Genomic DNA, 24,559 nt, shown 5'->3' on the forward strand with positions numbered 1-24,559 from the left:
TAACCTCTAATCTTCAAATGAAACAGTTGGTGCTGCTTTTTCAGCTTCAGGGGCCGTTAAGAATTCAACGTCCTTAAAGTGATGAATTCCCGCAATGATATTGGATGGGAATTGTTGTAACTTCATGTTATAACTAGCGGCACTCGAGTTAAATAATTGCCGTGAATACGCAATCTTATTTTCAGTATTCGTTAACTCTTCCATCAGCTTGCCAAATTCTTGGTTCGCCTTTCAAATCAGGATAACTTTCAGCTAAAGCAAAGATACTCTTCAACGAATTTGTTAATTGATCCGAAACTGCCATGGCCTGTTGGTGATCGCCACTTGGAACTTGCGTTAATTGGTTCCGTAACGAAATGACCTCAGCCAAAGTGCTTTTTTCATGCTTGGCATAGCCCTTGACCGTATTGACCAGATTAGGAATCAAATCCGTCCGCCGTTTGAGTTGCACGTCGATTTGACTCCAGGCTTCCTGCGTATACATCCGCGACTTCACTAAGCCGTTATAAATAACCACGTAGATTGCGATCAAAACTAAAATGACCGCCACGATAATTAAACCAACCATCAATAGACCCCCTCTAAATTTAGATCAACCTGAAACAGATTAACTTAAGTTATATTGTACCGTGAAATTCACTCGGACGGTATCGATACCCTCAAATTGTAATAATTGTTAATATTTGTTGTTAAAATGACTTGTAAAGGCCTTCTGAACCTGAGCCGGTGCCGACTTGAACGACCATTTTTGGACATACGTTCCGCGAATCATCAGTCGGCCCGCTCCGGTCTTGTCACACGTAATCAACGTAATCAGCTTTTTGCCGGGCACGTCATCGATCACTTGGACATCCGTCGCCTTAATAAAGGTCCGTTGACTCGTCTTGTAAGCGTAAATCTTCTTCGCATCACTGACATAAATCATTTGACCAACCTTACTCTTGTAATAGAGTGGGCTAAATAGAGCGCCGTGCTTGATCATATGGTGACCGGCCAGTGCGTAGTTCCCCTGTCCCATCTTTTGATCAGCCTTCATCGTTCCCGCGGCTAAGGCGAGCGTCTCGTTGCTGACACCATTTCCAATCGGTAAGTATAAATCAATGGACGGAATCGCAATCGAACCAATCACGTGAATCGCGTTCTTATTCATGCGGGCTTTCGCGACCGTTTGAAAGTCCAACGATTTAACTTTTGAAAAGTTGAAATCACTCTTTTTCTTAGCATTCTGTTTGACCGTTTTGGTCGTGACCGTTGGTGAATATGAACTGACCAACCAACTCTTGATCTGCTCATTAAAAATCAGCGCCAACGACACTAACACTAGCAGGACAAAGACGCCCCGACCTAACCACTTTAACCCGGGATGTTGCTTGGACTTCATTAATCCCGCCTCCTAATTTGTTTACGCCCTTTATCAAAGGCCTTAGGGTAAATATACCTTAATTGCCGCACAGAATAAAGCCCCGAATTCGTTAAGTTGCGTCAACTTAAACGGAATTGCACCTCCGTCAGGGTTATCAGACTAAGTCGCGTGGTCAAAACTGCACTTAAATCAGTGCGATTCACCTACCCTTACGTGCTTCACTCATCAGTCTGAAATCAGCTGAACGGCAATGACATCAGTGTACTAACTGCCTTCATCGCAAATAGTTGAACACTGGTTGACCAACCGTCAGCTGACAATGCAACCTGAGCCGCCTCGATTCGCATTTCAACTTATTATAATCATAATATTTGCGTTAATAATCCAATCCTTGGTATGCTAGGCTTATCAAATACAGAAAGCAGGTTGGACCTATGGAAACGATGGTTAAAAACGATCTCACTCAACTGATGCAACAGCGCGACGACGGCCCCTTCATTGCAATCTATGGCAATACGGCCGTTGTCATGAACGACCTGAACCGCCGCCGCTTACAATTCAAACAATTAATTAACGACGCTGAAACCCAGATGGCCCACCACTTTCCCAAGACAGACTTTGCGCCTTATCAGCAACAGTTGACCCAACTGATCGATGATAACGCTTTTTGGCTTCAACACACGGGGCCTCAAACGGGGATTATTACCAACGGCCGCGATTTACACGTCTTTGACCTGCAATACCCAACCGAAAATCAAGTTATCGTCAATAGTATGCCTGCGATTCGTCCGGTGCTCGCCGACCGTCAACATCAATTTGATTTTGATTTGTTAGCGCTTAACGAAGATAGCATGGCACTCTATGCACAACGTGACGGTCGCTTCATTGAAATCGAGCTGCCCGCGGATGCCCCTCGAACTTTGACAGAAGCACTGGGTACTGAAAAGCGCGGCGGTGACCTGAATTTCAACGCGAGTCCGGTCCACGGCGCGAACTATCACGGCCACAACGCCAAAGCCGAAGAGCGCGATATTGACCAGCGCAACTATTACCAACAAGTTGCAACCTATGTCCAAGCCTACTCACAACGGACACAACGCCCACTGATTTTGATGGGCTTGCCGCATAATCAAGCTGTCTTTCGGGCAATCAACAAGAACCCGTACTTGTCGCAACACTTGATGATTGATAAATCGCCAAGCAACTTAACGTTAGGTGCCATGCAAACGGCCACTGAACCAGTTCAGACTAAGTGGCATACGCAGCTCGCCGACATCATGATGGAGCGCTACGACCAGGCCCAATCACGGCAACTCGCCATTGACGATCCCTTCGACATGATCAAACCCGCACTCAGCGGTCGCATCGACACCTTGATCGTTGCAGCTGACGCGAATGTCGCTGGTGGTCTGCCAACAACCACCGTCGAACAACCCGATCCCGTCGCCGCACCGGATAACCTAATCGATGACCTCGTCGATGTGGTGATGGCAATGAATGGCCAGATTCGCATCATCCCAGCTGACCGGATGCCCGTCGAAACTGCCGCTCTCGCCATCATGCGGTACTGCTTAAACTGATATAACCCGCCCGAGTTTGTGAGAACTTGGGCGGGTTATTTGGGGTTGTTCAGCTTCAAATTCTGCATCCTTTTCAATATTGAATACTTTAGGAATGGTTAGGACTGCGGAATCACCCACCAATCTTACTTTGATCTTCATAATGCTCATTGTGATAGTTAATTTGTCATGAATCATGCTATTCCAAGTTCAAAAACAGCCAGCTTAGAATCGCTGGAAAACAAGGCGAGTTACTGTAAACTTTCTGTGGTAGGCGCGTCCTACACCGGCTTCCAGGCATTCTAGGCAATGGCCGGAACGTGGTGGACACAGATTTAAGCCGACAACCCACGTCTTAAATACTGGTCTTGCACTAACCAAGCACAAAACGCTTGCTAAGTGAAATTTCACCACTGGGCCTTGCCCCGAATACCTTCCAGCCGGGATGCATTCGAAAGGCAGACATGGGTGGACCCAACTTTTTGTTGGATTAGTCGTTGGTTGCTTGGTACACGGACATTTTGATATTCAACTGTCAGACTGGTTCTAACAATAGCCAAACTTTTTTCTCATGCTTCAAAGCTTCTGACTAGTAGCTGCACTGAATGTGTTAGAACTTTCCCTAGCCATTTAAGATAGCGGAATGTCAAATTATCAACGCAAGTAATTTTATCGTCTAAATTCAAGACTAGTGTCCGTTGAATTTAGTGTCATTGAAATTAGTGAATCATATTCAGTAATCTTCTCAGTACTAAAACGTCGTCAGGCATCAACGTTACAAATTAAGCCTTTGTCTGAAGGACCAGACACTTAAATATTCAGTGGTCAATTGCACCAAGATAGGTGGTCGTTCATCTGCCATTCGAGCGGTTTCCCGACTGTAGGGGCTGGCTGACAATGCTCAAGGGCGAAATTCTTCTTGTCCGGGTGAATTTCCCGGGCTAGAAGAAGACTCGTATTTGAAATTGCGCAGTGGGTTGCTGCGTGAGTTCAAATCGATGTCCGCCCTGTTCCAGCGTTGTCAGCCGGCCCCGGAAGTCGGACTAAGACGCGCATCGGCTGACGAACAGGAATCCACCAACTAGCACGATTTAATCATCTATAATGCTGAAGAATAACCAGCACAATGCGTTCATAACATCTCTCCCATATCTCTGAGTATCTGCACCAATTATTGGGCCACGACCCAACAGCTAACTTTCTGTGACACTTTATCGTCATATTATCCAGCCCCAACCATTTCAGGCAACAAAAAAAGACGCCCCAACCGAAGTCAGAACGCCAATTAATTGTTTGCTTATTTGAGACCGTATTTCTTGTTGAAACGATCGACCGCACCATCGGCCTTGGTAAACTTTTGCTTACCAGTGTAGAATGGATGTGAATCTGAAGTAATTTCAACACGGATCAATGGGTAAGTGTTACCATCTTCCCATTCAACAGTTTCTGCTGAAGTAGCTGTTGAACCAGAGATGAACTTAAAACCAGTAGTTGAGTCTTGGAACACAACTAAGTGGTAATCTGGATGAATTCCTTTTTGCATTGTATTTCGCTCCTTTGCCCTGAATCATTTGCTGAAACAGAGATTATCATAGTTTTAACCAACGATAAACATGTTATCACGAATGACTAGGCCCCGTCAACCACTAAAAGGACTGGACTAGCGCCGTGGCCGCCGGGTTGACTGCCCTGTGAATTTCAAACCCGATAAATCGCGTAAAAATTCAGCATTCGTCTTCGTATTCTTCAAGAATTGTAAGAGTTGTTCGGTGTATTCAAGCGCATTGCCGGTCATTGAACGCCGAATCTGCCAGACCGGTTCCAAATTCTTCCGACTCACGAGCAATTCTTCCTTCCGGGTGCTAGATTGTTTCAAGTCTAGCGCTGGGAAGACCCGCCGTTCAGCGAGTTCACGAGATAATTGTAATTCTGAGTTCCCGGTCCCTTTGAATTCTTCATAAATCATATCGTCCATCCGGCTACCGGTATCGACCAAGGCCGTCCCTAAAATCGTGAGACTACCGCCCTCCTCGATGTTCCGTGCAGAGCCAAAGAAACGTTTCGGTTTATAGAACGCCGTGGGATCGACCCCACCCGATAAGGTCCGTCCGCTCGACGGAATGACCAAGTTATAAGCCCGCGTCAGCCGCGTAATCGAATCAAGTAGGATAATCACATCCTGCTTATCCTCAACTAGTCGGCGTGCCCGTTCTAGGACAAGTTCTGCGACCCGGACGTGGTTTTGAGGCTGTTGGTCAAACGTCGAACTGACGACCTCACCTTTAATCGACCGTTCCAAATCGGTCACTTCTTCGGGCCGTTCATCAATTAGCAACATGATCAACTTAGCGTCGGGATAATTAGCCACGATACCATTGGCGATATTCTTCAATAGCGTCGTCTTCCCCGCTTTAGGTGGCGCAACGATCAAGCCCCGTTGACCAAAACCAATTGGCACAAAGGTATCGATCAACCGAGTTGCCAGTACGGACGCCGTTGTCGATAATTTGATTTGCGTCTCTGGATAAAGGGGCGTTAAAGCCGGAAAATGAGGCCGTTGCTTGGCCTCATTTGGATCCTTACCATTCACACTTCCAACTCGCATCAACCCATAATAACGTTCATTAGGGCGTGGTGGACGAGCTTGACCAGCCACATAGTCCCCATTACGCAAGCCAAAACGATGGATTTGTGATTGGGAAATATAGATGTCTTCCTGCGATGGCCCATAGTTAATTGGCCGCAAAAAACCATAGCCCTCTTGGCTGATAATTTCCAAGACGCCTTCCATCTGCACAAATCCGCGCTTTTTGTCCTGTTCACGGAGAACGGCTAGTGAGAGTTCCTTCTTATTCATTTGCGAATAATAAGAAATTTTGTATTCACGGGCATAGTTATAAATTTCTTTTAACGTCATTTGCTCGAGATCGTGCATTGTTAAAATTTTTTCCATAACCACTGTTCTTTCTTAGCTGACTATCGTTATTTTTCAGGAACCTCTTCATCGGCAGCGATTTCAACATCCGCACCCAAGGTATGCAACTTATCAATGACGCGGTCATACCCCCGCAGAATGTTGTCTGCACGGCTGATTTCGGTAACGCCACTTGCGGCCAAACCAGCAATCATTAATGCTGCTCCAGACCGAATCTCGCCAGCCTCAACGTGTGCACCCTGTAAATGTGCGGAATGTCCGACAACGATCAGGTTATCCTGAACACGAATATCCGCACCCATTTTGCGTAATTGGGCGACATGTTGAGTCCGTTGTGGGTAAATCGTGTCGATGACCACACTACTCCCGTTCGCCCGTAATAATAGCGGCGTAATGGGTTGTTGCAGGTCAGTTGCGAAGCCTGGATAGGTCATCGTTTTGACCCGAATTGGATCTAGATCCTGTGCACGTGGCACGTAAATACTATCTTCATTGATTTGGAGGTCAACGCCCATCTCGACCAGCTTAGCAGTAAATGATTCCATATGTTCTGGAATCACATTCTTCAGTAAGATGCCGTCCCCAATCGAAGCGGCGAGTGACAAATAAGTCCCCGTCTCGATGCGGTCCGGAATAATCGTGTGGGTCGCCCGCGAATGTAACGCTGGAACACCTTCAATCCGAATGACATCCGTACCAGCGCCGCGAATCTTGGCACCCATATTGTTCAAGAAGGTTGCTAAATCAATAATTTCAGGTTCTTTGGCGGCATTTTCAATTGTGGTCGTCCCATGTGCTTTGACCGCAGCCAAAATAATATTGATGGTCGCACCAACCGAAACCACATCTAAAAAGATGCGCGCGCCGTGAAGGCCTTCCGTACCCGTCGAGATGAATACAGAATCATTTTCTTCAACCACATTAGCACCTAGGGCCTTGAACCCCTTAATATGCTGGTCAATTGGCCGTGGCCCGATATTGTCACCACCCGGGAAGGTCACCGTCGCGCGGTTGAACCGTCCTAGCAAAGCGCCCATAAAGTAGTAGGACGCCCGCAAACTTTTAATGGCATGACTTGGTAATTCAGATTCTTCAATATTTGTTGGATCAATTGTTAGAACATCATTTTCAAAAGTGGAATGGACGTTCATTGACTCTAAAATCAGTCGTAAATTGTGAACGTCTAAAATGTGCGGAACCGTATCGAATTGGACCGGAGTGTCTGCAAGAATCGCAGCAGGAATCAGTGCGACGGTACTATTTTTTGCGCCACCGATCGTTAATTCCCCAGAAAGTCGTTTTCCGCCATGGATAATCATTTTTTTCATAACATAACTTTCCTCGCTAAATAAGTGTCACACTGTATCATACAATCATTAACCATAATAAAGAATGTCCGTCCAAAATACAACCAATATCAGGAAACTGTAATCTTTTTACGCAATAAAATCATCTGAGCAACTAATTCAAACGCTTTCATTGATGATTTGGATACATAATTAAGTCACATTTAGGCTGTGATGGCACTTGATTGCTAACATTAGGTCACCGTTTAGTCTATGATAGACTCTGCCAGTACAGCGTTAGTGCCCTGCGACTGTCTATGTATTACTGCTTAGAATCGCTTATACGAGCCGTTAAGTCGTATTGTGATCGATGACATGCAATTATCCTACAGCTCGCTAGATGACCGTACCAGGCCTGATTCCAGTCCCAACTGACATGTTTCCGTTTCATTCAAACGGCTGGCTCGCATTCCTCATGCTACGCAATGTGCTAATTAATTTGTCATGAATTATGATTAAATCATGCCAGTTTATAAGTTCAAGTGCTGCCAGCTGAAAACCGCTGGAAACAGTGCGAGTTAGCGTAAACTTTCTGTGGTAGGCGCGTCCTACGCCGGCTTCCAGGCATTCTGGGCAATGGCCGGAAACGTGGTGGACACAGATTTAAGCCGATAACCCACGTCTTAAATACTGGTCTTTCACTAACCAAGCAAAGAACGCTTGCTAAGTGAAATTTCACCACTGGACCTTGCCCAGAATGCCTTCCAGCCGGGATGGTATTCGAAAGGCGGACATTTGCGAACTCAACTTTCGATGAACTGTTCGTTGGTTCTTAGTGGACAGTCATTTTGATATTTAACGGTCAGACCAGTTTTCGGTAATATCCAAGTTGCCTACCTGTATCTTTAGTTCGCATCACTGAACATTGACAGAACTTCCTCTCGTCGATATAGCTGCTAAAGGCCTAGATTCACCACAAGTGGCTATTTTATCATCTCATCGTAAATCTGAATTAATCAGTAATCTTCAGACAACCTTACCGGTAAATAAGCATCATCAATATAGATTCACAGTTTGCTTGAATGACCAGCCACCAAATATTGAGTGGTCAATTGCACCCAGATAGGCGGCCGTTCATCTGCCATTCGAGTGGCTTCCCGACTGTAGAGGCTGGCTGACAATGCTCAGTAGCCAAATTATTCTTAGCTGGAAGTGTTTTTCTTCCGGCTTAGAAGAAGACTCGTATTTGAAATTGCGCAGTGGGCTTCTGCGTGAGTTCAAATCGATGTCCGCCCTGTTCCAGCGTTGTCAGCCGGCCCTGGAAGTCGGAATAAGGCGCGCATCGGCTGACGAACAGGAATCCTCCAACTGGCATGATTTAATCATCCTTAATGCTTAAGAATAACTAGCCCAACGCGTATCATGCTGCAATTTAGTAGTTGACTGGCATTGCCCACACTTCAACATTGACTACCGAATGCTGAGTTACAGACACTAAAAAAGTGCTAATGCTGGTGATGGGTTTCACTGGCATTAGCACGTTCTGGACTGGATTGAACCTGATGGACTATCAGCATTCATGTCAAATCACTTCCTTATTTAATTAGTCACACCATATTAGCCGTTAATCGCGAGCAGCTGTTCAACATGCTGCGGCGCCATATTCAGTTCCCGCAATTGCAATAACGTCTGCTTTAAGTGCTCATACTCGGTCTCCGTATACAAGCGATTCTCAAAGCCAATCTGATAAGCTTCGGCAATTGTAAATAAATCACGTCGTAAACGGCGTCGAATTTCGTTCGGTGTCAACATCGAATCACCTCCATTTATTTATTCATCATAATACCACATAATACACTAGCCAAGGACGTCTGATACGATTTGATAATCTTTTATAACTGACCAAAAATCGGCTTAGTTCCTGATACATCAGCCTTTCAACTCGATTTCAACTAATGAGAAATGCATGAGATTTATTATCATAATAATCAGTTGATAACCAAGCTGATGACCCGTAATCCAAACAATTGAGACGCTCTAGTCATCGCTCATGCCAAATGAACTAGCACAGTTCAAAAAAATCAGTTAAAATGCATCAACCAATACCACATATACTGTGTTAGCTGATGCATTTTAACTGATTATGGCGATTCGGGTCTTAATAACGCCGACCTAGTTACTTGAAAATTTTGGACTTCAAAACTTGCCATCAACCCGTAAATCCAATCACGTCAGGAGGCTTAGTTTAATCCACCCGTAATGAATCGCTTACAATTATGCCGTTCAATTCTACTGTAAATCCTCATCCTTGACGGTCTGTAAATAACGATAAACACTCGGGTCAGACACTTTGAGGACTTTAGCGGCCTCGCTAACCGAATCTTTCAACAGGAAGTAGCCTTGGTGATACAAGCTACGGACAATTTCTAGCTTTTCGTTTTGCTTTAAATATTCTACGGAAACACCATACTTGGCACAGACCGCCTGTGTCACTTCGCGGGCCAAATCTGTGATAGAAGTCGTCAGATGCTCTGGCGCTACCGGTGTGTCGTGGGCCGTCTCGGTCGCTGGGGCGCCCTTAGGTTGATGAATCGTCGGCGTATTCAAGTGTTTGTAGCTTGCCATCACCTTCAGCACTTGTTCTTGCAAGTCGTCTAAGACACTGTCATCCGTATTGATGCAAATCATCCCAACAATTTCGCCATCCAACCGCAAAAAATAAGTCGATGAACGCAGTGAGTGCTTACCTTGTGAAACGCCCTTATAATTAGCCAGATAGTCTCGTTTTTCAGCTTTGCCGGCTTTCATCGTTCGCAGCGCTAAGTCCGTTGCGGGGTCACCAACTTGTCGATGCGAGATGTGAGAATTGCGAATCGCCACAACGGAGTGATTCAAATCCATCAAATCGTTCAAGACAACTTCACTACTTGGGCCTAAGATATCGGCTAAAAAATCAACGAACGGAATAAATTCGCGGACGTATTCTTGCTCAGCTGTTAATGGTTTTTGCATAACGGCACCCACCTCACTATTTTTTGTCAACATTATAACTTAATATTATTTTATCACACTGATAAAACGTTAATACACGTCACCATATCAATATTGAAATAAAAAAGATGATAGCGTTTGTCGTCAGCCCATCATCTTTCCACGAAACTTTTATGCATGAACTTGTGAATTAGTCGAGCGGCCAAAAATCTTCTCTTTCATCCGAATACCAGTTGGTGTCGCCGCTAAGCCACCCAAACCAGTCTCCCGTAGTGCTTTTGGCAAGCCCTTACCGACTTTATCCATAGCCGCAATGACTTCATCCGCCGGAATTTTGTTCGTGCATCCGGCTAGCGCCATATCGGCCGCAATCAAGGCATTCCCGACCCCGATCGCATTCCGTTTAACGCAAGGCAATTCAACGAGTCCAGCAACGGGATCACAGACTAAGCCTAGCAAGTTGCTGATTGCCATCGCCAAAGCCTCTGCACTTTGTTCGGGTGTGCCGCCAGCCAATTCGACCGCTGCGGCCGCACCCATCGCAGACGCACTACCCACTTCGGCTTGGCAACCACCAGTCGCACCAGCAATCCCGGCATTATTCGCAATGACCATCCCAAAAGCCCCGGCTGTAAACAGAAATTGAATCATCTGATCACGATTCAAGTTCATGCGATCCTTCAACGTAAAGATCACACCTGGCAACGTCCCCGTCGATCCAGCCGTGGGGGTCGCACAAACGACACCCATCGAGGCGTTAACTTCATTGGTTGAAATGGCGTTTTGAACAGCTTGCATCATCGTATCCCCTGATAAGGTGTGCCCTTTTTGGCGATACTTCTTCAAGAGCACCGCTTCACCACCAGTTAAACCAGTCGTCGAGTAGACGCCATCACCGGCAGCGCCTTTATTAACGGCAGCTTCCATGACATCTAGATTCCGGCCCATCGTGTGCCAGATTTCTTCGCGACTCACCTGTGAGGTTGCCATCTCTTGTTCAATCATTAATTCATAGATTGGCTTCTTCGTTTCTTGGGCCGCTGTAACTAGTTCCGCTACGCTCATATACATGATCATTAACCTCCCCGATTATAAGTAAACTAAGTTCGCGTGTTCCTGCGTTAGTTTCTTGATTTCATCCTGCTTGAGGCGGCGATCCAAGTCGTATTCGTATAAATTGCCGCGGTCCGTCTTATAGTGCCGTTGGTCATTCACTTTAGTCAAGTCAGCCAACTGTTTGGTGACATGTTGATGGTCATTCTCGCCGCCCTGAACTAATAAAATTGGCAGCGGGCCTTTCGGTTTGACATCAAAACCATCCATCTTAATCTCACGAATTTCAATCGTCCCACCGCCAATCGAACATCCGGCGACCGTTACCTGTTTATCATCATTCTTTAAGTCAATGATGGCGGTGTTCGGGTGATTGATGGGACTGTCGCCAGGCTCTTCAATAAACGTAATATTCATCCCCTGGTCTCGCGCTAAGCCAATGGCATACGGTACCCGGCTGTCGTCCGGATCAAAGCCCAGAATTCCGCTAATAATCGCATAATCCGTCCCATGGCCCTTGTGAGTTTGGGCAAAGGATTCATAGTAATGAATTACGATATCTGTCGGCTTCTCCTTAAAAATGCTATTTGCTGCTCGACCGATCGCACAAGCCCCCGCCGTATGCGAACTGGATGGGCCAATCATAATCGGACCAATAATATCAAAAACACTCTTGTAGTTCACCGTCATTTTAGTCATCCTCCTAGTTGAATCATCACGTCAAATTAAGCTTTGGCACGCGCAACTAGCGCTTCGCTGCGCCTTCATCGTCAGTGCACCGTTTTGAAACTTGATGAAGCTTACAGTTACGGCACAAGCAAGCACCAAAATTATCCTGATGAGAAAGCACCAAGCCGCTGCCATCAAAGCTTTCATTTCTGGGTTAATCCCGCCGTTATGATTAATCCAGCCGTCGATATGGCCATTCGATTCGCGTGTCTCACGGAACCCCCAACACCGTCATGAGCCTCTCGTTACGAGCACTAGCACCGAGATTGGTGACAAAAACTGGCTTCAATAATATTAACCAATCTGAATTTAGCCCGTATTTTAGTCAGATTACTAAACGAACAATTTGATGATATTGAACAGGATACCACTAACTGCGATCAAGCCAATGACCACAACAAAGACATTACTGTGTTTGCCGGCATATTGCTGTAACTTAGGACTCTTATGAATCGCATACATTGGCATCAAGAACAGGATAAACGCAATGATTGGTCCAATGATGGTTTCAATCATTCCCATAATGGATGGGTTGATCCAAGCAACGAGCCAGGCACTTAGTAACAGAACGATATCAACAATTGCTGAAACGGTTCGACTTGGAAGCGTCTTGTCGGATTTTTCCTCCATCTTACGAATAATCCCACGTAAGCCTTCACTCGTTCCGAGATAATGGCCTAAAAAGGACTTGGCGATCGCAATAAAGGCAATTACGGGAGAAACGTATTTAATAATTGGACTATTAAAAGCAGTCGCAACGTAGTCCAGAATCGAGACATTTTCATTTTTAGCTTCAACGATTTGGTCTGGCGTCAGCGCCAGTGTACAACTAATGACAAAGAACATCGCAACCACGACCATCAAGGTTTCGGCCGACAATAGAATTTTGGAAATCTTTTTATCGACTTTATCCTTACCGTCCCCACTGTATTCTTTACGTTCGGCAACGGAAAACGAAGAGATGATTGGGGAATGGTTAAATGAAAAGATCATGACAGGAATCAGTAACCACAGATTTCCTAACGTCCCAACCAAATGTCCGCCAGAGACAGAACTGGAAAATGTTGAAAGAATGGCGCCATTCCAATGTGGAATCAGATAGAAGGAAAACAGAACAATTACAATAATAAACGGAAAGGCCAGGCCACTCATCACTTTAGTAATCAAAGACGTCCCAAAGCGCGCGATCCCGATAAGAATCCCAACGAGTACTAGTGACAACAACCAACGAGGTGGTGTTTGCATGTGCATCTGGTCGGTCATAAATTTCGATACCGTATTCGTGATAGAAACGGAATAAACTAATAAGATCGGATAAATGGAGAAGAAATAAATAATGGTAAAAAGCAAGCCAATCTTAAAGCCAAACTGTTGTTCAACAACATCAGTAATGTCATCGCCATCATTTTTCGCTGACAGAACGAACCGACTCAGACCCCTGTGAGCGAAAAACGTAGTCGGCAAAGCCAAAATAAGTATCATGATGACACCCAGAATACCTGCTGCACCAACCCCGATAGGTAAGAATAACACGCCCGCCCCAATCGCGGTACCGAACAGACTCAGCATCCAAAAAATATCATTTTTTCGCCAACCCTTAAATATATTTGTCATTTTTAAGTCTCCTTTTCATAACGTTGTTCTGGTCACACCAGAGAATGTCCAAACATAGCCTGCATGAATAAACCCTCCTATTAGATTTAACGTCGCAACTCGCCGTAAAACGGTACTTTGTGATAAGTATCACTTTAGAGCCGTGAAAACCCTTTCTTCATGAGAAAATATTATCACGGTGACAATTATCGTTCATGTGAGTTTAATTAGCAAGATTAAATATTATTGATATCAAATTAAAAAGGATTGAGATTAGCATAACAGATCTAGCCTGTATCCATCTCAATCCTAGTGATATTAAGTTTAACATTCAACTGGATTATTTGGATAATAATTTATTCTCATAATAATTTTATTTTATCTCTGTCATGCCATGCATGTAAGGTTGGAGCACCTTAGGAATCTTAACCGTGCCATCCGCTTGTTGGTAATTTTCCAAAATTGCCGCCACGGTCCGGCCCACAGCAAGCCCCGAACCATTCAGCGTGTGGACGTAATCGACCGTCCCATCAGCTTTCCGGTACCGAATCATCGCGCGCCGTGCTTGGAAATCTAAGCAGTTAGAACATGAGTTGATTTCCCGATAAACACCCTGTTCCGGCATCCACACTTCAACATCGTAGGTCTTCGCTGATGAAAAACCAGTATCACCCGTTGAAAGCTTGATGACGTGATAGGCCAATCCTAATTCACGTAAGACTTCTTCGGCATTATCGGTTAATTTTTCGAGTTCATCGTATGAATTTTCAGGCTTACAGTACTTCACCATCTCAACTTTGTGAAATTGGTGCATACGAATCAAGCCACGCGTATCCCGACCTGCGCTCCCGGCTTCAGACCGATAACATGGCGTCATCGCGGTAAAGTAGGTTGGGAGCTGATCCTCAGATAAGATTTCATTGGCGTAGTAGTTCGTGAGCGGGACTTCAGCGGTTGGAATCAGTGTCATGCCAGAAGATTCCACCGTGTAGACATCTTCCTTGAACTTAGGAAATTGCCCAGTCCCATACATCGTCTGTGCGTTCACCAGGTATGGCGGGATAATCTCATGATAGCCTTGCTTTTGCGTATGCAGATCTAGCATAAAGCTATAGACGGCCCGTTCCAGGAGTGCGCCGGCATCCTTATAGTAAACAAAGCGTGCCCCTGAAACCTTCGCAGCCCGGTCAAAGTCTAGAATTCCTAAACTTTCGCCTAATTTCCAATGCGCTTTGGGTTTAAAATCGAAAGTTGGAATCTCACCGTGTTTGCGCATTTCAACATTGCTATCTTCATCCGGACCAACTGGTACATCGTCAGCGGGCAAGTTTGGGAAGCGGATGGCTAAGTAATGCAAACGGTCATTGACTTCTGTTTGGGCTGCTTCAGTGCTCTTAATGTCCCCATTCAATTGCTTGACTTGTTGAATCAGCGCTTGACCCGCTTCGGACTGCGGATCACTTTGACCAATTTGTTCCGTCAATTGATTCTTTTGTTTCTTCAAACCTTCAACCTTAGTAATCGCATCGCGGTTTTGTTGATCTAGCTGTAGATATTCATCGACCTCAGCTGGATCAACCTTTCGAGTCTGGAGCTTAGCCTTAACCAGTTCTGGGTTATTACGAACAAACTTTGGATTTAACATACGAAAAACCTCCTTAAAATTAAAACGCCCCATAGTCTTCATCAAAAAGACTATGGGACGTCATTACCAACGTGGTACCACCCAACTTACTGCTCTACGAGTATATCGTCTCACCGCGACCTCTTAAAAACGAGGTCAAACGCTAAATGGCGGATTCACCCGTCCGGTTAACCAACTTTCAGCACCCATTGGCTCTCTGAATAACCAAACGAACTACTAACCCATTATGTTTGCGCTTTCATTTTACACCTATAATTTAACCCTCACTTGAATCATTGTCAATAGCTTTTTATCATCATTTTATTTTTCTATTATTGAGATAATCATTTATTGTGGTTTTAATTATTTCGCTGGGGCTTGAAATGGGGATTAACGAATTAGAATGACCATCGCTAAGGTACCAAAGGAGTAAATCTATTCATTAACTGCGATAGCCACCTAACCACAATTAAAAAATGCGCACCAGCAATTTTAGCCCGTACGCATTTTTATCACTTACCAATATTCAACTACGTACATCGTATCCCCATGAAGCGCTAGTTGCCAAGAATTGGAAAGTCTTCATAAGCAATGCGTGCAATGTTATCTGCACCAATTAATTCTAGTAGGTGACAAAGTTTACGTGCTTCGGCATATTTGCATTCGAATACCGCCAATCGAATTCTACTGAGAAGATGTAAATCATAACGGTGCGCATCTTTCGCAATTTTAATACTAGTTGTTAGATACTGTACAATTGTTTTTTTGCTTAATGTATCAGGATGTTTCATCCCTAAATAGCCAAGATTTACGTAAATTGCATTTTTAAGTAGCAGGTCATCTGGCGCATAGTGCTCGAGGCGCTTGATGACCTTTTTACCAACTTTCTGAGCAGTTTGCGGATCAAAAATATAGAGTAAATTATTTATGATAAATAAATCCGTCCGATTCCATTCTTTAAGAACGCATAGTTCATTCCAAACAGGTTTAACCAGCTGTGTTAGCTGTTCTTGTTGAACGCAATCAACATGGAGAAGCGCATTTAAAATTGGAATTAACTGATGAACATAACGAAGCTGTGAGGTTTCATTCAGCTTTTCAGCACGACGCAGCAGCAATTTGATTTGCTCCGATTGAGATGTATCAGATAGATGTTCGAAGTCTACGATCAGTGCTTGATCAGGCGGCAATTGATGGTCATTACGATAATCTTCAAAGTCAGTGACAGACACACCTAATCTTTCGATAATCCTAATCATGTCTAAATACGTAATATTTTGTTTACCGTGCTCAATTTCACTTATTGCACGCCGTGTGGTAATTCCATCAGCTAATTCTGTTTGCGTTAAGCCCCTATTTTTACGAAGCATTGCAAGGACGGTGCCAAATTCCATGGTTATTATCATACCTTTCTGTCTATGCAAGGGAGGGATAAGCGACAAAGTACTGATAGCTTGTAAATTACCATCATAAGTTAACAACTCAGTAGAAAGCGTTAAATTAAGTTTGGCTTTAATCTGTATTATTTAGATAGAATACGCATTATTACGTGACTACAAGGATAATAATTTTACGCTACTTCATTCAAGTTGCTTCAAATGGAACTCAATATCTTGTGGGGCTTTCCGTCTAATTTCAACATTTTAATTTGATTTTAATTTATTGTGCGCATATTGCACATTTGACACAGTAACACTTAAGTTTGAATTATATTAGAATTATCAATTAACAATTTCGGGAAACACATGAGATTAGCTCGTAGCAAAGTCAAAGAAACTCAAACTATGCGCTAAATAACTGTCTCAAATCTTAGGTGAAATCCAGTCATACGATAGTCAAGATTGTTCTCAATACTAGATATCGTATCAAGTCAAAAAATTGACTTTCAATCAGCCATCTGACGACCTCAAGGCAACGATTGGTATGTCACGTTTTCATATTAGAACGTTAAGGTATCTAAATAGGTATTCATTGCAGCCTTGGCAACACTAATAGTTGATGTTGCTAGTGCACTCATAGTTTTCATCATTAATTTATTCAGTATCAATCATGAGGGTTATCGCAGATTTTTTTGGGACTCATTATATGTTAAGGCTCAAAATAAAAGCGCAACCTCAACCATAATACAATTTGGCTATACAGGAACATACTGGTATGCAACGGTATTTAATATTTGTTTGTTGTTGGGAATGTTCGCCATAGTTACGGTCATATATTGGTTACTAGATAAAAGACAATCTTTGTCCAAAAATACAGGTCACAAATGAAGGCCAACTGTATGTACCTTTGGAAAATTGTCTTTCTTCATACTTGCTTACTCCTCAACTTTGTTGTATTTAACATGATAAAGCTCCACACAGCGCCAATTAGCATAATCACGGCCATCCACAGAAAACCAATGTTAGCCCCAAATTTATCATTAGCGACTCCCATTAAGGTCGATGCAAATACTTCAATTAATTGAGCGGTGCCATTCCAAATAGATGTTGCTCTACCCATAAATTTCTTGTCCACTCGATGCATTAGCACTGTATTAATAACCACTCGAAGTGCTGAGTTACTCAAGCCAAGGCTGAACGTACAAACATAGGTCAAGGGAATAACATGTGTCCAATATAATGTCAAAAGTCCTATAGTAGCTAAAGTAAAGAAAAAAACAATGATATTCTTATTTTTAAAGTGATTAATCAAGTATCCGGTGATTAATCCAGCAGCCAATCCTCCGACTCCATATCCCATATCCCATATCTGCAAACCCATATACCACACTATTGGCTCTTAAAACTGTTGACACGTAATCTGGTGATGAAACGTTAAAAAGCTGCGTGACTATTAAAGGTAAAATTGAAATAATTCCCATACTTAAGATTGACTTGTGCTTCCAAATATACGCTAGACCATTGGAAAATCCGGCTGATTCTTCATTTACCCCTTTATTAACAGGTGAGTCTGCCTTAATGGCTGCTACTAATAAGACTGCTGCCACAAACATAATAATATTGATAACTAGAATGATCATAAATCCAGTGTAATTCAAAATAATTCCCGAGATAGCACCAGCGGCAAACATGCCAACTTGCAATGACACTTCAATGAATGAATTGGCTGTTCCTAACAGTTCTTCTGGTAGTACAGCTTGTACATATCTTCTGGAGGCAGCCATATAGGTAATCCATCCGGCTCCTGTTAAAATCGCAAGCCCGTACATTGCCCATAGATTAAAGCCAGCGTATCCAATTACTAATGCAATCAAACTCATAGGTACCGCTCTACCTAAAAAGGTCCAAAGTATCACTTGTTTACGTGAAAACTTATCCGTCAAGCTACCAGCTAATGGTGACATCAAAAAGCCAGCCAACACATTCACGGTTAGGTACATGCCAACTAATTTGTTTGAATGCGTCGCTTGTAGCATGTACCAATTTGCCCCGACAGTCGTCAGCCCGACACCAAATCCAGAAATTATATCGGCCAGAAAGAAGTTACGAAATTCTCTTCTACCTAAAAGATTCGTTATATTCATTGTAAAGTCATCCTTTCAAGAACTTTGATACTTGCGTTTTTACGTCAGGCAAATTTTTTAATATGATGTTTGCTCTTTTTGCCTCGTATAACGCATTAGGATCATTAGAGATTGTATCTGGTCGATTAGCTTCTCCAACAACACTTACAATTAATTTCATGCCTAAAAATTCGCAGATATACTTAAACTGATCAATAATAACTTGGCCTTTTACCACCGGGTCATCACCGCCGACAATAATCAAAACAATTTTCTTACCTTGCATCGCTTCACGAAAATTAGTGTCAACTTTTAGACTTTTTGACCATCTGTCGATGAAGCTTTTGAGGATGGCAGGAATTCCGTACCAATATATCGGAGTTGCGAAAACAATAATTTTTGCCTCTTTCAATTGTTCGATTATGCCGTAATAATCATCATTCTGTCGTGGCCAGTTTGGCGCAAAGCGAAAATCTTGAACATCAAATATTTTTACATCATTTAGGTTTACTTCCTGATGCACTAGCCCCTTTAATACTAATTTAGCTAAAAGCGTTGAATTTGAAGGCACATGAGTTGAGGCACTAATTAACAGAACTTTTTTCGTATCGATATTAATCCCCTCCGTAAATGACTTTAAAATAATGACGAGTATGCCAAATAATTAATAAATTACTCACCGTCATTTAATGCGATAAGCTCATTTTACAATCGTTTTTCGATGTTGTATGATTGTGTACAACAATTCGTCAAAAGGGGGGATTTAGCTTGACACATGGGCAACTAATCAGAAGATTACGAAAAGAACGCGGCCTAACTCAGGCACAATTAGCAGAAGGAATTTCTAGTCGCACTACCCTTTCCACATTAGAAAACAATAAAACTGATGTTAATATAAATACCCTTTTTAGCTATTTGGATCGTTTAAATGTATCCATTCAGGAATATCTATTTTATTTCAACGACAGTTCTAACACCGAAAAGGAACTAGCAACCAAATACTTTTACGATAATATTGTGAAAAAACGTGATATTGAAATAGAACAACGGATTTTAGATTATCAGTCTAAATATAAAGATTCTAAGGATTTTTATTACTGCTGTTTGTCTATTGAGCTAAAACTCTTCTTGAATAAAAAGAAGGATAAAACTGTCTTTGACGTCAGGGAAGATACAGAGATTATCAAAAAATATTTGGAACGGGTTACGCAATGGGGACATTTTGAGATGTCTATCTTTGCTAACTGTCTATACATTTTCACCAGTGAGTATATTCGAGCCACTTTTACAATCCTATTGAAAAGAACTAAGATTCTCAGCAAAATTGATACTTATCAAAATGACATTTCCATTTTTCTCAATAATTGCATCGTACTGGCACTCGAAAGAAAGAATTACCAAAATGCACGTTTCTATATTCAACAGCTTTATCAAATATCCGAGAAAACACCTCGTAAAGCTTATGACAGAATGATGTGTGCTTATTACCTAGCACTTCTCAAACAAATTAAGGGCGCTAATGCGAACGTTGATAGTACGATCAGTCATTTTAAAGAACTCGGTTTTTCTGAGCACGCTGAAATGCTTGAAAATTTACGGGATAGATTACTGTCTTCGGGTAAGCAATCCATCGCTTAGTGATTAAACGGAAAATCGTCGCTCCAATCAACCCCATCACCACGCAAAAACGCGTACCAGCCATTCCAGCTAGTACGCGTTTTTGACAACACTTATATTTCGAATTTATGCCTTAACCTTACCAGTCTGGTTAGCAGCATCGATGAATGCCTTGAATAACCCTTCTGGACGGTTAGGACGTGATAGGAATTCAGGATGGTATTGTGAGGCAACGAAGAAGCGCTTGTCTGGTAATTCAATCACTTCTACGAGACGGTTGTCAGGTGAAGTTCCAGAGAAGACCATGCCCTTAGCAGCCATCGCTTCACGATACTTGTTGTTGAATTCATAACGGTGACGATGCCGTTCCATGACGACTTCTTCGTTATGGTAAGCCTTGGCTGCAACGGTACCAGGCTTCAACTTGCAAGGATAAGCACCCAAACGTTGGGTCCCACCCATGTCTTCAACGTCTTCTTGGTCTGCCATTAAATCAATAATGTTATCTGGCGTGTTTGGATCGATTTCAGCGGAGTTCGCATCTTTCAAGCCAAGGACGTTGCGGGCAAATTCAACACTGGCCATTTGCATCCCCAGGCAGATGCCTAAGAATGGCACGTCGTTTTCACGGGCGTACTTGATGGCCGTAATCTTACCTTCAATCCCACGATCACCGAAACCACCAGGAACTAAAATTCCATCCGCATCGCCTAATAATTCTTCGACGTTGTCAGGTGTGACGTCTTCAGCTGAGATCTTCTTCAAATCAATGTCAGCGTCATCCGTATATCCCGCATGCTTCAAAGCTTCAGTCACTGAGATATAAGCATCTTGTAAGGCCACATACTTCCCGACCAATGCGATTTTAATCGTCCGTGATAAGTTTTGAACGTGGTGTTCTAATTCGACCCAGTCGCTCATGTCGGCCTTTGGTGCTTGTACGCCAAAGTGGTCTAAGACGATTTGATCCATGTTTTGCTTCTGCACATTCAACGGAATCGAATAAATCGTCTTCACGTCTAAGGATTCGATGACTGCTTCCGGTTCAACGTCACAGAAAGACGCAATCTTGTTCCGCATTTCGCGGGTGATTGGTTGTTCCGTCCGCACGACCAGCATGTTTGGTTGAATCCCGTAGCTCCGCAATTCTTTAACAGAATGTTGCGTTGGCTTCGTCTTCATTTCACCAGCTGCTCGTAAATATGGAATCAGCGTCGTGTGAATGTAGAAGACGTTGTCAGAGCCCAGGTCGCTCTTCATCTGCCGTAATGCTTCGATAAATGGCAAGGATTCGATATCACCGACCGTCCCACCGATTTCAGTAATCACGATATCGGAATCCGTCGTCGTACCAGCCCGCATGATTTTTTCCTTAATAGCATTCGTAATATGTGGAATGACTTGTACCGTTGCCCCTAAATAGTCGCCCCGCCGTTCCTTTTGAAGAACTTCAGAATAAATCTTACCGGTCGTGACATTTGAGTATTTATTAAGGTTAATATCAATAAATCGTTCGTAATGTCCAAGGTCTAAGTCAGTTTCGGTCCCATCATCGGTCACGAAGACTTCACCGTGTTGATAAGGACTCATCGTACCAGGATCAACGTTGATATAGGGATCAAACTTTTGAATCGTGACCTTCAAGCCCCGGTTCTTTAATAAACGCCCTAACGAAGCAGCGACGATACCTTTACCAATGGATGACACAACGCCACCAGTTACAAAAATATATTTGGTCATGTGATAACTCCTTAAAGATTTATTTCGTGGGGTGGTATAAATAAAGAAAGCTCCCTATTTCAAACAGAAATAGGGAGCTTAATCCGATCGTTTGTCTCAGGTATTTCTACCAGAGAGCCCAAATAAGATAATACAAGGAGATTCACCTTTCGTCAAGGGAAAATCCTGAAAAGCTTATTTGGATTCGTCTTCATCCTCGTCATCGTAGTCGTCATCATCATCGTCATTTAACTCTGATAATTGACCTTCGATGCCATCTGGCAATGTCTCATCAGCAACGTCGTCATCCGTGTCATCAACCCCAGCAAGTTCATCATACTTGCTGCTTGCTGAATCATCGTCATCGTCGTCCTGATCATCATCGTCATCATAATTGTCGTCATCTTCGGGATCGTCGTCATCATAATCGATCACGTCGTCATCATCCCCGGCGTCAGCCAAGAAGGCGTTGACCTTCTTACGCTTCTTGCGCTTTGGCCGATCTTCATCTTCGTCATCATCCGTATGGATAACAGCTTCGTCAATGGATTCAAATGGGTACCATGCACGCAGGCCCCACATATTGTCACCGAGCGAAATGAAACTACCATCGATATTAAGATCGGTATAAAATTGTGATAAACGCTCCCGAATTTCTTCGTCGCTTTTACCTAAATATGATTGCACAGCGTTGGTCAAATCGGCAAAAGCCATCACATCACCATGTTGTGATAAGATTGCGTGAGCAACCTCGATTAAAGATAATTCGGACTTTTTTTGTCCATCAAATTGTTTTAGTTCCAAACTGGTGCACGTCCTTTCCACAGTTTATAGTACATCATACCAAATTAAGCCGTGAATTGCAATCGCAACTTGTAGTTACCAAGTAGTTGTTCCCCGGCGTATAAATCGTAATCCACATTCACTTCACCAGAAAATGGCCGCTCACGTAGCCGAACCCGTAACATCGGCGTCACGGTCTCAACTGGTAGCATGCCCATCGGTGTCTGGTAGTGGGCCCGCACCCGTTTGCCATTCGAAAAATGTAACCGCAAGCGATTCTCGGCACTGCGAGTTAAGACCACGTCACCATTCGTCGCTAATTTGATGGTCACTGGAATCGGATCAGGCTCGTCATCATTGACTTCCTTGTAGCGCAAATAAAACGCGCCGCCCATTTGAACCAGTTGACCATCAACATCTAACGCATAGTTGGCCGTCTCACCATCTTGGCGCGCCCGCGTCTCCAAATGAATGGCGACTGGAACGCCAGTTGTTAAATCATCCATACTTGGACCTCCCGTTATTTAATTGAAATGACACGCTGAAGCGCCCGTCGCGGATCACCGTGTTATCGTCCCTTTATATCCTAAAACTTCCTGTTCAATTATAAGCCATTCGCACCGAAATAACTAAGAATTAACCTAAGAAATCCTGCCCACGGTTCAGCGCCTTATCCACCCAATGACCACCTCAACGGACTGCCATCCCGTGGGTTACGCCTCTCAAGCTCCGGGTACTGGGGTCCCACCAGCCGTCATCAACTAAAACAATTGGACCGACCCAATGCAACCGCTTTGCATTTCTAGTATAATTAATAATGATACGGGCAATGATGGCGGTTCAGCCGCCCATTGCTTGGTAATAGCGACTAACGGGGTGACCTTTGTGACAGAACCAACCATTGCAACTTTGAGTCAAAACTATGAACCGGCAGCGATGCTCGATAGTTTTGCGTATACGAACGCCTTACTTTGGCTGACCGCCAATCGACAGCAGCCAATCGTCCACTTCTGGCAACTGCAGCCAACCGTGATTCTCGGCTTACTAGACCAACGTTTGCCACAGTTACCGGCTGGGCTCGCCTACTTGCGCCAGGCTGGGTATCAGGTGATGCTACGCAACTCTGGGGGCTTAGCCGTCGTGGCCGACCCCGGCGTCCTGAACGTGTCACTGTTGCTTCCCGCCGAACGCGACCGCTATTCGATTACCGAAGCTTATCAACTGATGGTCGATTACGTGCGGGCAGTCTGGCCGACGCTCAAGATCGATACCGGCGAAATCACCCAATCCTATTGTCCTGGCGATTACGACTTGAGCATTGCTGGCCGTAAAATCGCTGGCATGTCACAACGCCGAACAGCCGACGCGCTAGTCATCATGCTATACGCCAGCATCAATGGCAATCAGACCGCGCGCAGCCAACTGATTCAGCAATTTTATCAGCTTAGTCTGGCCGGCAAGTCAGATTCACGTTTTCCAACCGTCGACCCGAACGTCATGACGACGGTCGCGGAACAACTCGATCCCACGTACACGGTCAAACAAGCTCAGGCCCAATTCGTTCATGTACTCGCCCAGGACGGCACGGTCGATTCAACTAGTCTCCCGCTCGTGACCGAGGAGCCGGAATTTCAAGCCCATTTAAGTCAGGCCTATCGCCAAATGCAACGCCGCCAACAGCGCTTGCATCATTGAAACCTTGAAGCCTTGAAAAAATGAAAGACTGAACGACTGAAAAAAATGAACCCTTGAAAAAATGAAAGTCCGAACAACCGCAAGTCTGCAAGATTGAAAGACTGAAAGAA

Annotated in this window: 20 protein-coding genes and 1 pseudogene; 3 read left to right on the top strand and 18 right to left on the bottom strand. The window is 43.8% G+C overall.

Annotated features, from left to right (window positions below):
- Window positions 1–6 precede the first annotated feature (6 nt).
- Window positions 7–568: pseudogene (locus KGF65_RS05950) on the bottom strand (LemA family protein).
- 108 nt (window positions 569–676) lie between these two features.
- Window positions 677–1,381, bottom strand: a complete 705-nt coding sequence (locus KGF65_RS05955; protein WP_088770083.1) for a class A sortase — start codon at window positions 1,379–1,381, stop codon at window positions 677–679.
- 416 nt (window positions 1,382–1,797) lie between these two features.
- Between KGF65_RS05955 and KGF65_RS05960 the strand changes: the two genes are divergently transcribed.
- Complete coding sequence (locus KGF65_RS05960; RefSeq protein WP_216748136.1) at window positions 1,798–2,943, top strand: hypothetical protein; 1,146 nt, start codon at window positions 1,798–1,800, stop codon at window positions 2,941–2,943.
- Between the two features lie 1,276 nt (window positions 2,944–4,219).
- Here the strand turns inward: KGF65_RS05960 and KGF65_RS05965 are convergent.
- The 13 genes from KGF65_RS05965 to KGF65_RS06020 form a co-directional block, all read right to left on the bottom strand.
- A complete protein-coding gene (locus KGF65_RS05965; protein WP_003637671.1) occupies window positions 4,220–4,465 on the bottom strand; it encodes a type B 50S ribosomal protein L31 in 246 nt (81 codons plus the stop codon).
- A gap of 117 nt (window positions 4,466–4,582) precedes the next feature.
- Window positions 4,583–5,875, bottom strand: a complete 1,293-nt coding sequence (gene rho, locus KGF65_RS05970; RefSeq protein WP_050337723.1) for a transcription termination factor Rho — start codon at window positions 5,873–5,875, stop codon at window positions 4,583–4,585.
- Window positions 5,876–5,904: 29 nt separating this feature from the next.
- Window positions 5,905–7,185: a UDP-N-acetylglucosamine 1-carboxyvinyltransferase gene (locus KGF65_RS05975; RefSeq protein ID WP_050337724.1), complete on the bottom strand. Its 1,281-nt coding sequence runs from the start codon at window positions 7,183–7,185 to the stop codon at window positions 5,905–5,907.
- Window positions 7,186–8,760: 1,575 nt separating this feature from the next.
- Window positions 8,761–8,955: a hypothetical protein gene (locus KGF65_RS05980; protein WP_101874082.1), complete on the bottom strand. Its 195-nt coding sequence runs from the start codon at window positions 8,953–8,955 to the stop codon at window positions 8,761–8,763.
- A gap of 477 nt (window positions 8,956–9,432) precedes the next feature.
- Entirely contained in the window at window positions 9,433–10,155 is a 723-nt protein-coding gene (locus KGF65_RS05985) for a transcriptional regulator (protein ID WP_088770086.1), read from the bottom strand.
- 150 nt (window positions 10,156–10,305) lie between these two features.
- Window positions 10,306–11,205 carry an L-serine ammonia-lyase, iron-sulfur-dependent, subunit alpha gene (gene sdaAA / locus KGF65_RS05990; RefSeq protein ID WP_003637666.1) on the bottom strand — a complete coding sequence of 300 codons (900 nt, stop codon included), beginning with the start codon at window positions 11,203–11,205 and terminating at the stop codon, window positions 10,306–10,308.
- Window positions 11,206–11,223: 18 nt separating this feature from the next.
- On the bottom strand, window positions 11,224–11,877 hold the full coding sequence (gene sdaAB, locus KGF65_RS05995) for an L-serine ammonia-lyase, iron-sulfur-dependent subunit beta (RefSeq protein ID WP_050337727.1): 654 nt from the start codon (window positions 11,875–11,877) through the stop codon (window positions 11,224–11,226).
- Window positions 11,878–12,249: 372 nt separating this feature from the next.
- Window positions 12,250–13,530 carry an aromatic amino acid transport family protein gene (locus tag KGF65_RS06000; protein ID WP_050337729.1) on the bottom strand — a complete coding sequence of 427 codons (1,281 nt, stop codon included), beginning with the start codon at window positions 13,528–13,530 and terminating at the stop codon, window positions 12,250–12,252.
- Between the two features lie 352 nt (window positions 13,531–13,882).
- On the bottom strand, window positions 13,883–15,154 hold the full coding sequence (serS, locus tag KGF65_RS06005; RefSeq protein WP_216748137.1) for a serine--tRNA ligase: 1,272 nt from the start codon (window positions 15,152–15,154) through the stop codon (window positions 13,883–13,885).
- A 536-nt stretch (window positions 15,155–15,690) separates the two neighbouring features.
- Window positions 15,691–16,527: a helix-turn-helix domain-containing protein gene (locus KGF65_RS06010; protein WP_213472147.1), complete on the bottom strand. Its 837-nt coding sequence runs from the start codon at window positions 16,525–16,527 to the stop codon at window positions 15,691–15,693.
- A 910-nt stretch (window positions 16,528–17,437) separates the two neighbouring features.
- Window positions 17,438–17,851 (bottom strand): MFS transporter, encoded by a 414-nt coding sequence (locus tag KGF65_RS16980; protein WP_216780044.1) that lies wholly within the window; start codon window positions 17,849–17,851, stop codon window positions 17,438–17,440.
- Complete coding sequence (locus tag KGF65_RS16985; RefSeq protein WP_216780043.1) at window positions 17,817–18,656, bottom strand: MFS transporter; 840 nt, start codon at window positions 18,654–18,656, stop codon at window positions 17,817–17,819. The genes KGF65_RS16980 and KGF65_RS16985 overlap by 35 nt, the downstream gene beginning before the upstream one ends.
- A 7-nt stretch (window positions 18,657–18,663) precedes the next feature.
- Window positions 18,664–19,290, bottom strand: coding sequence for an NAD(P)H-dependent oxidoreductase (locus KGF65_RS06020; RefSeq protein ID WP_313819618.1), 627 nt, complete (start codon window positions 19,288–19,290; stop codon window positions 18,664–18,666).
- 113 nt (window positions 19,291–19,403) lie between these two features.
- Here KGF65_RS06020 and KGF65_RS06025 point away from each other — a divergent pair, with 113 nt between their 5' ends.
- On the top strand, window positions 19,404–20,273 hold the full coding sequence (locus KGF65_RS06025) for a helix-turn-helix domain-containing protein (RefSeq protein ID WP_101874087.1): 870 nt from the start codon (window positions 19,404–19,406) through the stop codon (window positions 20,271–20,273).
- A 105-nt stretch (window positions 20,274–20,378) separates the two neighbouring features.
- Here the strand turns inward: KGF65_RS06025 and KGF65_RS06030 are convergent, their stop codons facing one another.
- The 3 genes from KGF65_RS06030 to KGF65_RS06040 all read right to left on the bottom strand — a co-directional run bounded on the left by KGF65_RS06030 (window position 20,379) and on the right by KGF65_RS06040 (window position 23,260).
- On the bottom strand, window positions 20,379–21,992 hold the full coding sequence (locus KGF65_RS06030; protein WP_101874088.1) for a CTP synthase: 1,614 nt from the start codon (window positions 21,990–21,992) through the stop codon (window positions 20,379–20,381).
- A 174-nt stretch (window positions 21,993–22,166) separates the two neighbouring features.
- Entirely contained in the window at window positions 22,167–22,775 is a 609-nt protein-coding gene (gene rpoE / locus KGF65_RS06035; RefSeq protein WP_003637659.1) for a DNA-directed RNA polymerase subunit delta, read from the bottom strand.
- Between the two features lie 44 nt (window positions 22,776–22,819).
- Window positions 22,820–23,260, bottom strand: a complete 441-nt coding sequence (locus KGF65_RS06040; RefSeq protein WP_021336936.1) for a DUF1934 domain-containing protein — start codon at window positions 23,258–23,260, stop codon at window positions 22,820–22,822.
- Between the two features lie 277 nt (window positions 23,261–23,537).
- Here KGF65_RS06040 and KGF65_RS06045 point away from each other — a divergent pair, with 277 nt between their 5' ends.
- Window positions 23,538–24,449, top strand: a complete 912-nt coding sequence (locus tag KGF65_RS06045; RefSeq protein WP_216748139.1) for a lipoate--protein ligase family protein — start codon at window positions 23,538–23,540, stop codon at window positions 24,447–24,449.
- Window positions 24,450–24,559 lie beyond the last annotated feature (110 nt).

The organism is Lactiplantibacillus sp. 30.2.29, assembly GCF_018991255.1.
Classification (GTDB): Bacteria; Bacillota; Bacilli; order Lactobacillales; family Lactobacillaceae; genus Lactiplantibacillus; species Lactiplantibacillus pentosus.

Bases quoted from the DNA above. Each gene is read 5' to 3' on its own strand.
- KGF65_RS05955 (WP_088770083.1), bottom strand. From the start codon at position 1,381: ATGAAGTCCAAGCAACATCCCGGGTTAAAGTGGTTAGGTCGGGGCGTC.
- KGF65_RS05960 (WP_216748136.1), top strand. From the start codon at position 1,798: ATGGAAACGATGGTTAAAAACGATCTCACTCAACTGATGCAACAGCGC.
- KGF65_RS05965 (WP_003637671.1), bottom strand. From the start codon at position 4,465: ATGCAAAAAGGAATTCATCCAGATTACCACTTAGTTGTGTTCCAAGAC.
- rho (WP_050337723.1), bottom strand. From the start codon at position 5,875: ATGGAAAAAATTTTAACAATGCACGATCTCGAGCAAATGACGTTAAAA.
- KGF65_RS05975 (WP_050337724.1), bottom strand. From the start codon at position 7,185: ATGAAAAAAATGATTATCCATGGCGGAAAACGACTTTCTGGGGAATTA.
- KGF65_RS05980 (WP_101874082.1), bottom strand. From the start codon at position 8,955: ATGTTGACACCGAACGAAATTCGACGCCGTTTACGACGTGATTTATTT.
- KGF65_RS05985 (WP_088770086.1), bottom strand. From the start codon at position 10,155: ATGCAAAAACCATTAACAGCTGAGCAAGAATACGTCCGCGAATTTATT.
- sdaAA (WP_003637666.1), bottom strand. From the start codon at position 11,205: ATGTATATGAGCGTAGCGGAACTAGTTACAGCGGCCCAAGAAACGAAG.
- sdaAB (WP_050337727.1), bottom strand. From the start codon at position 11,877: ATGACGGTGAACTACAAGAGTGTTTTTGATATTATTGGTCCGATTATG.
- KGF65_RS06000 (WP_050337729.1), bottom strand. From the start codon at position 13,530: ATGACAAATATATTTAAGGGTTGGCGAAAAAATGATATTTTTTGGATG.
- serS (WP_216748137.1), bottom strand. From the start codon at position 15,154: ATGTTAAATCCAAAGTTTGTTCGTAATAACCCAGAACTGGTTAAGGCT.
- KGF65_RS06010 (WP_213472147.1), bottom strand. From the start codon at position 16,527: ATGGAATTTGGCACCGTCCTTGCAATGCTTCGTAAAAATAGGGGCTTA.
- KGF65_RS16985 (WP_216780043.1), bottom strand. From the start codon at position 18,656: ATGAATATAACGAATCTTTTAGGTAGAAGAGAATTTCGTAACTTCTTT.
- KGF65_RS06030 (WP_101874088.1), bottom strand. From the start codon at position 21,992: ATGACCAAATATATTTTTGTAACTGGTGGCGTTGTGTCATCCATTGGT.
- KGF65_RS06040 (WP_021336936.1), bottom strand. From the start codon at position 23,260: ATGGATGATTTAACAACTGGCGTTCCAGTCGCCATTCATTTGGAGACG.
- KGF65_RS06045 (WP_216748139.1), top strand. From the start codon at position 23,538: ATGCAACCGCTTTGCATTTCTAGTATAATTAATAATGATACGGGCAAT.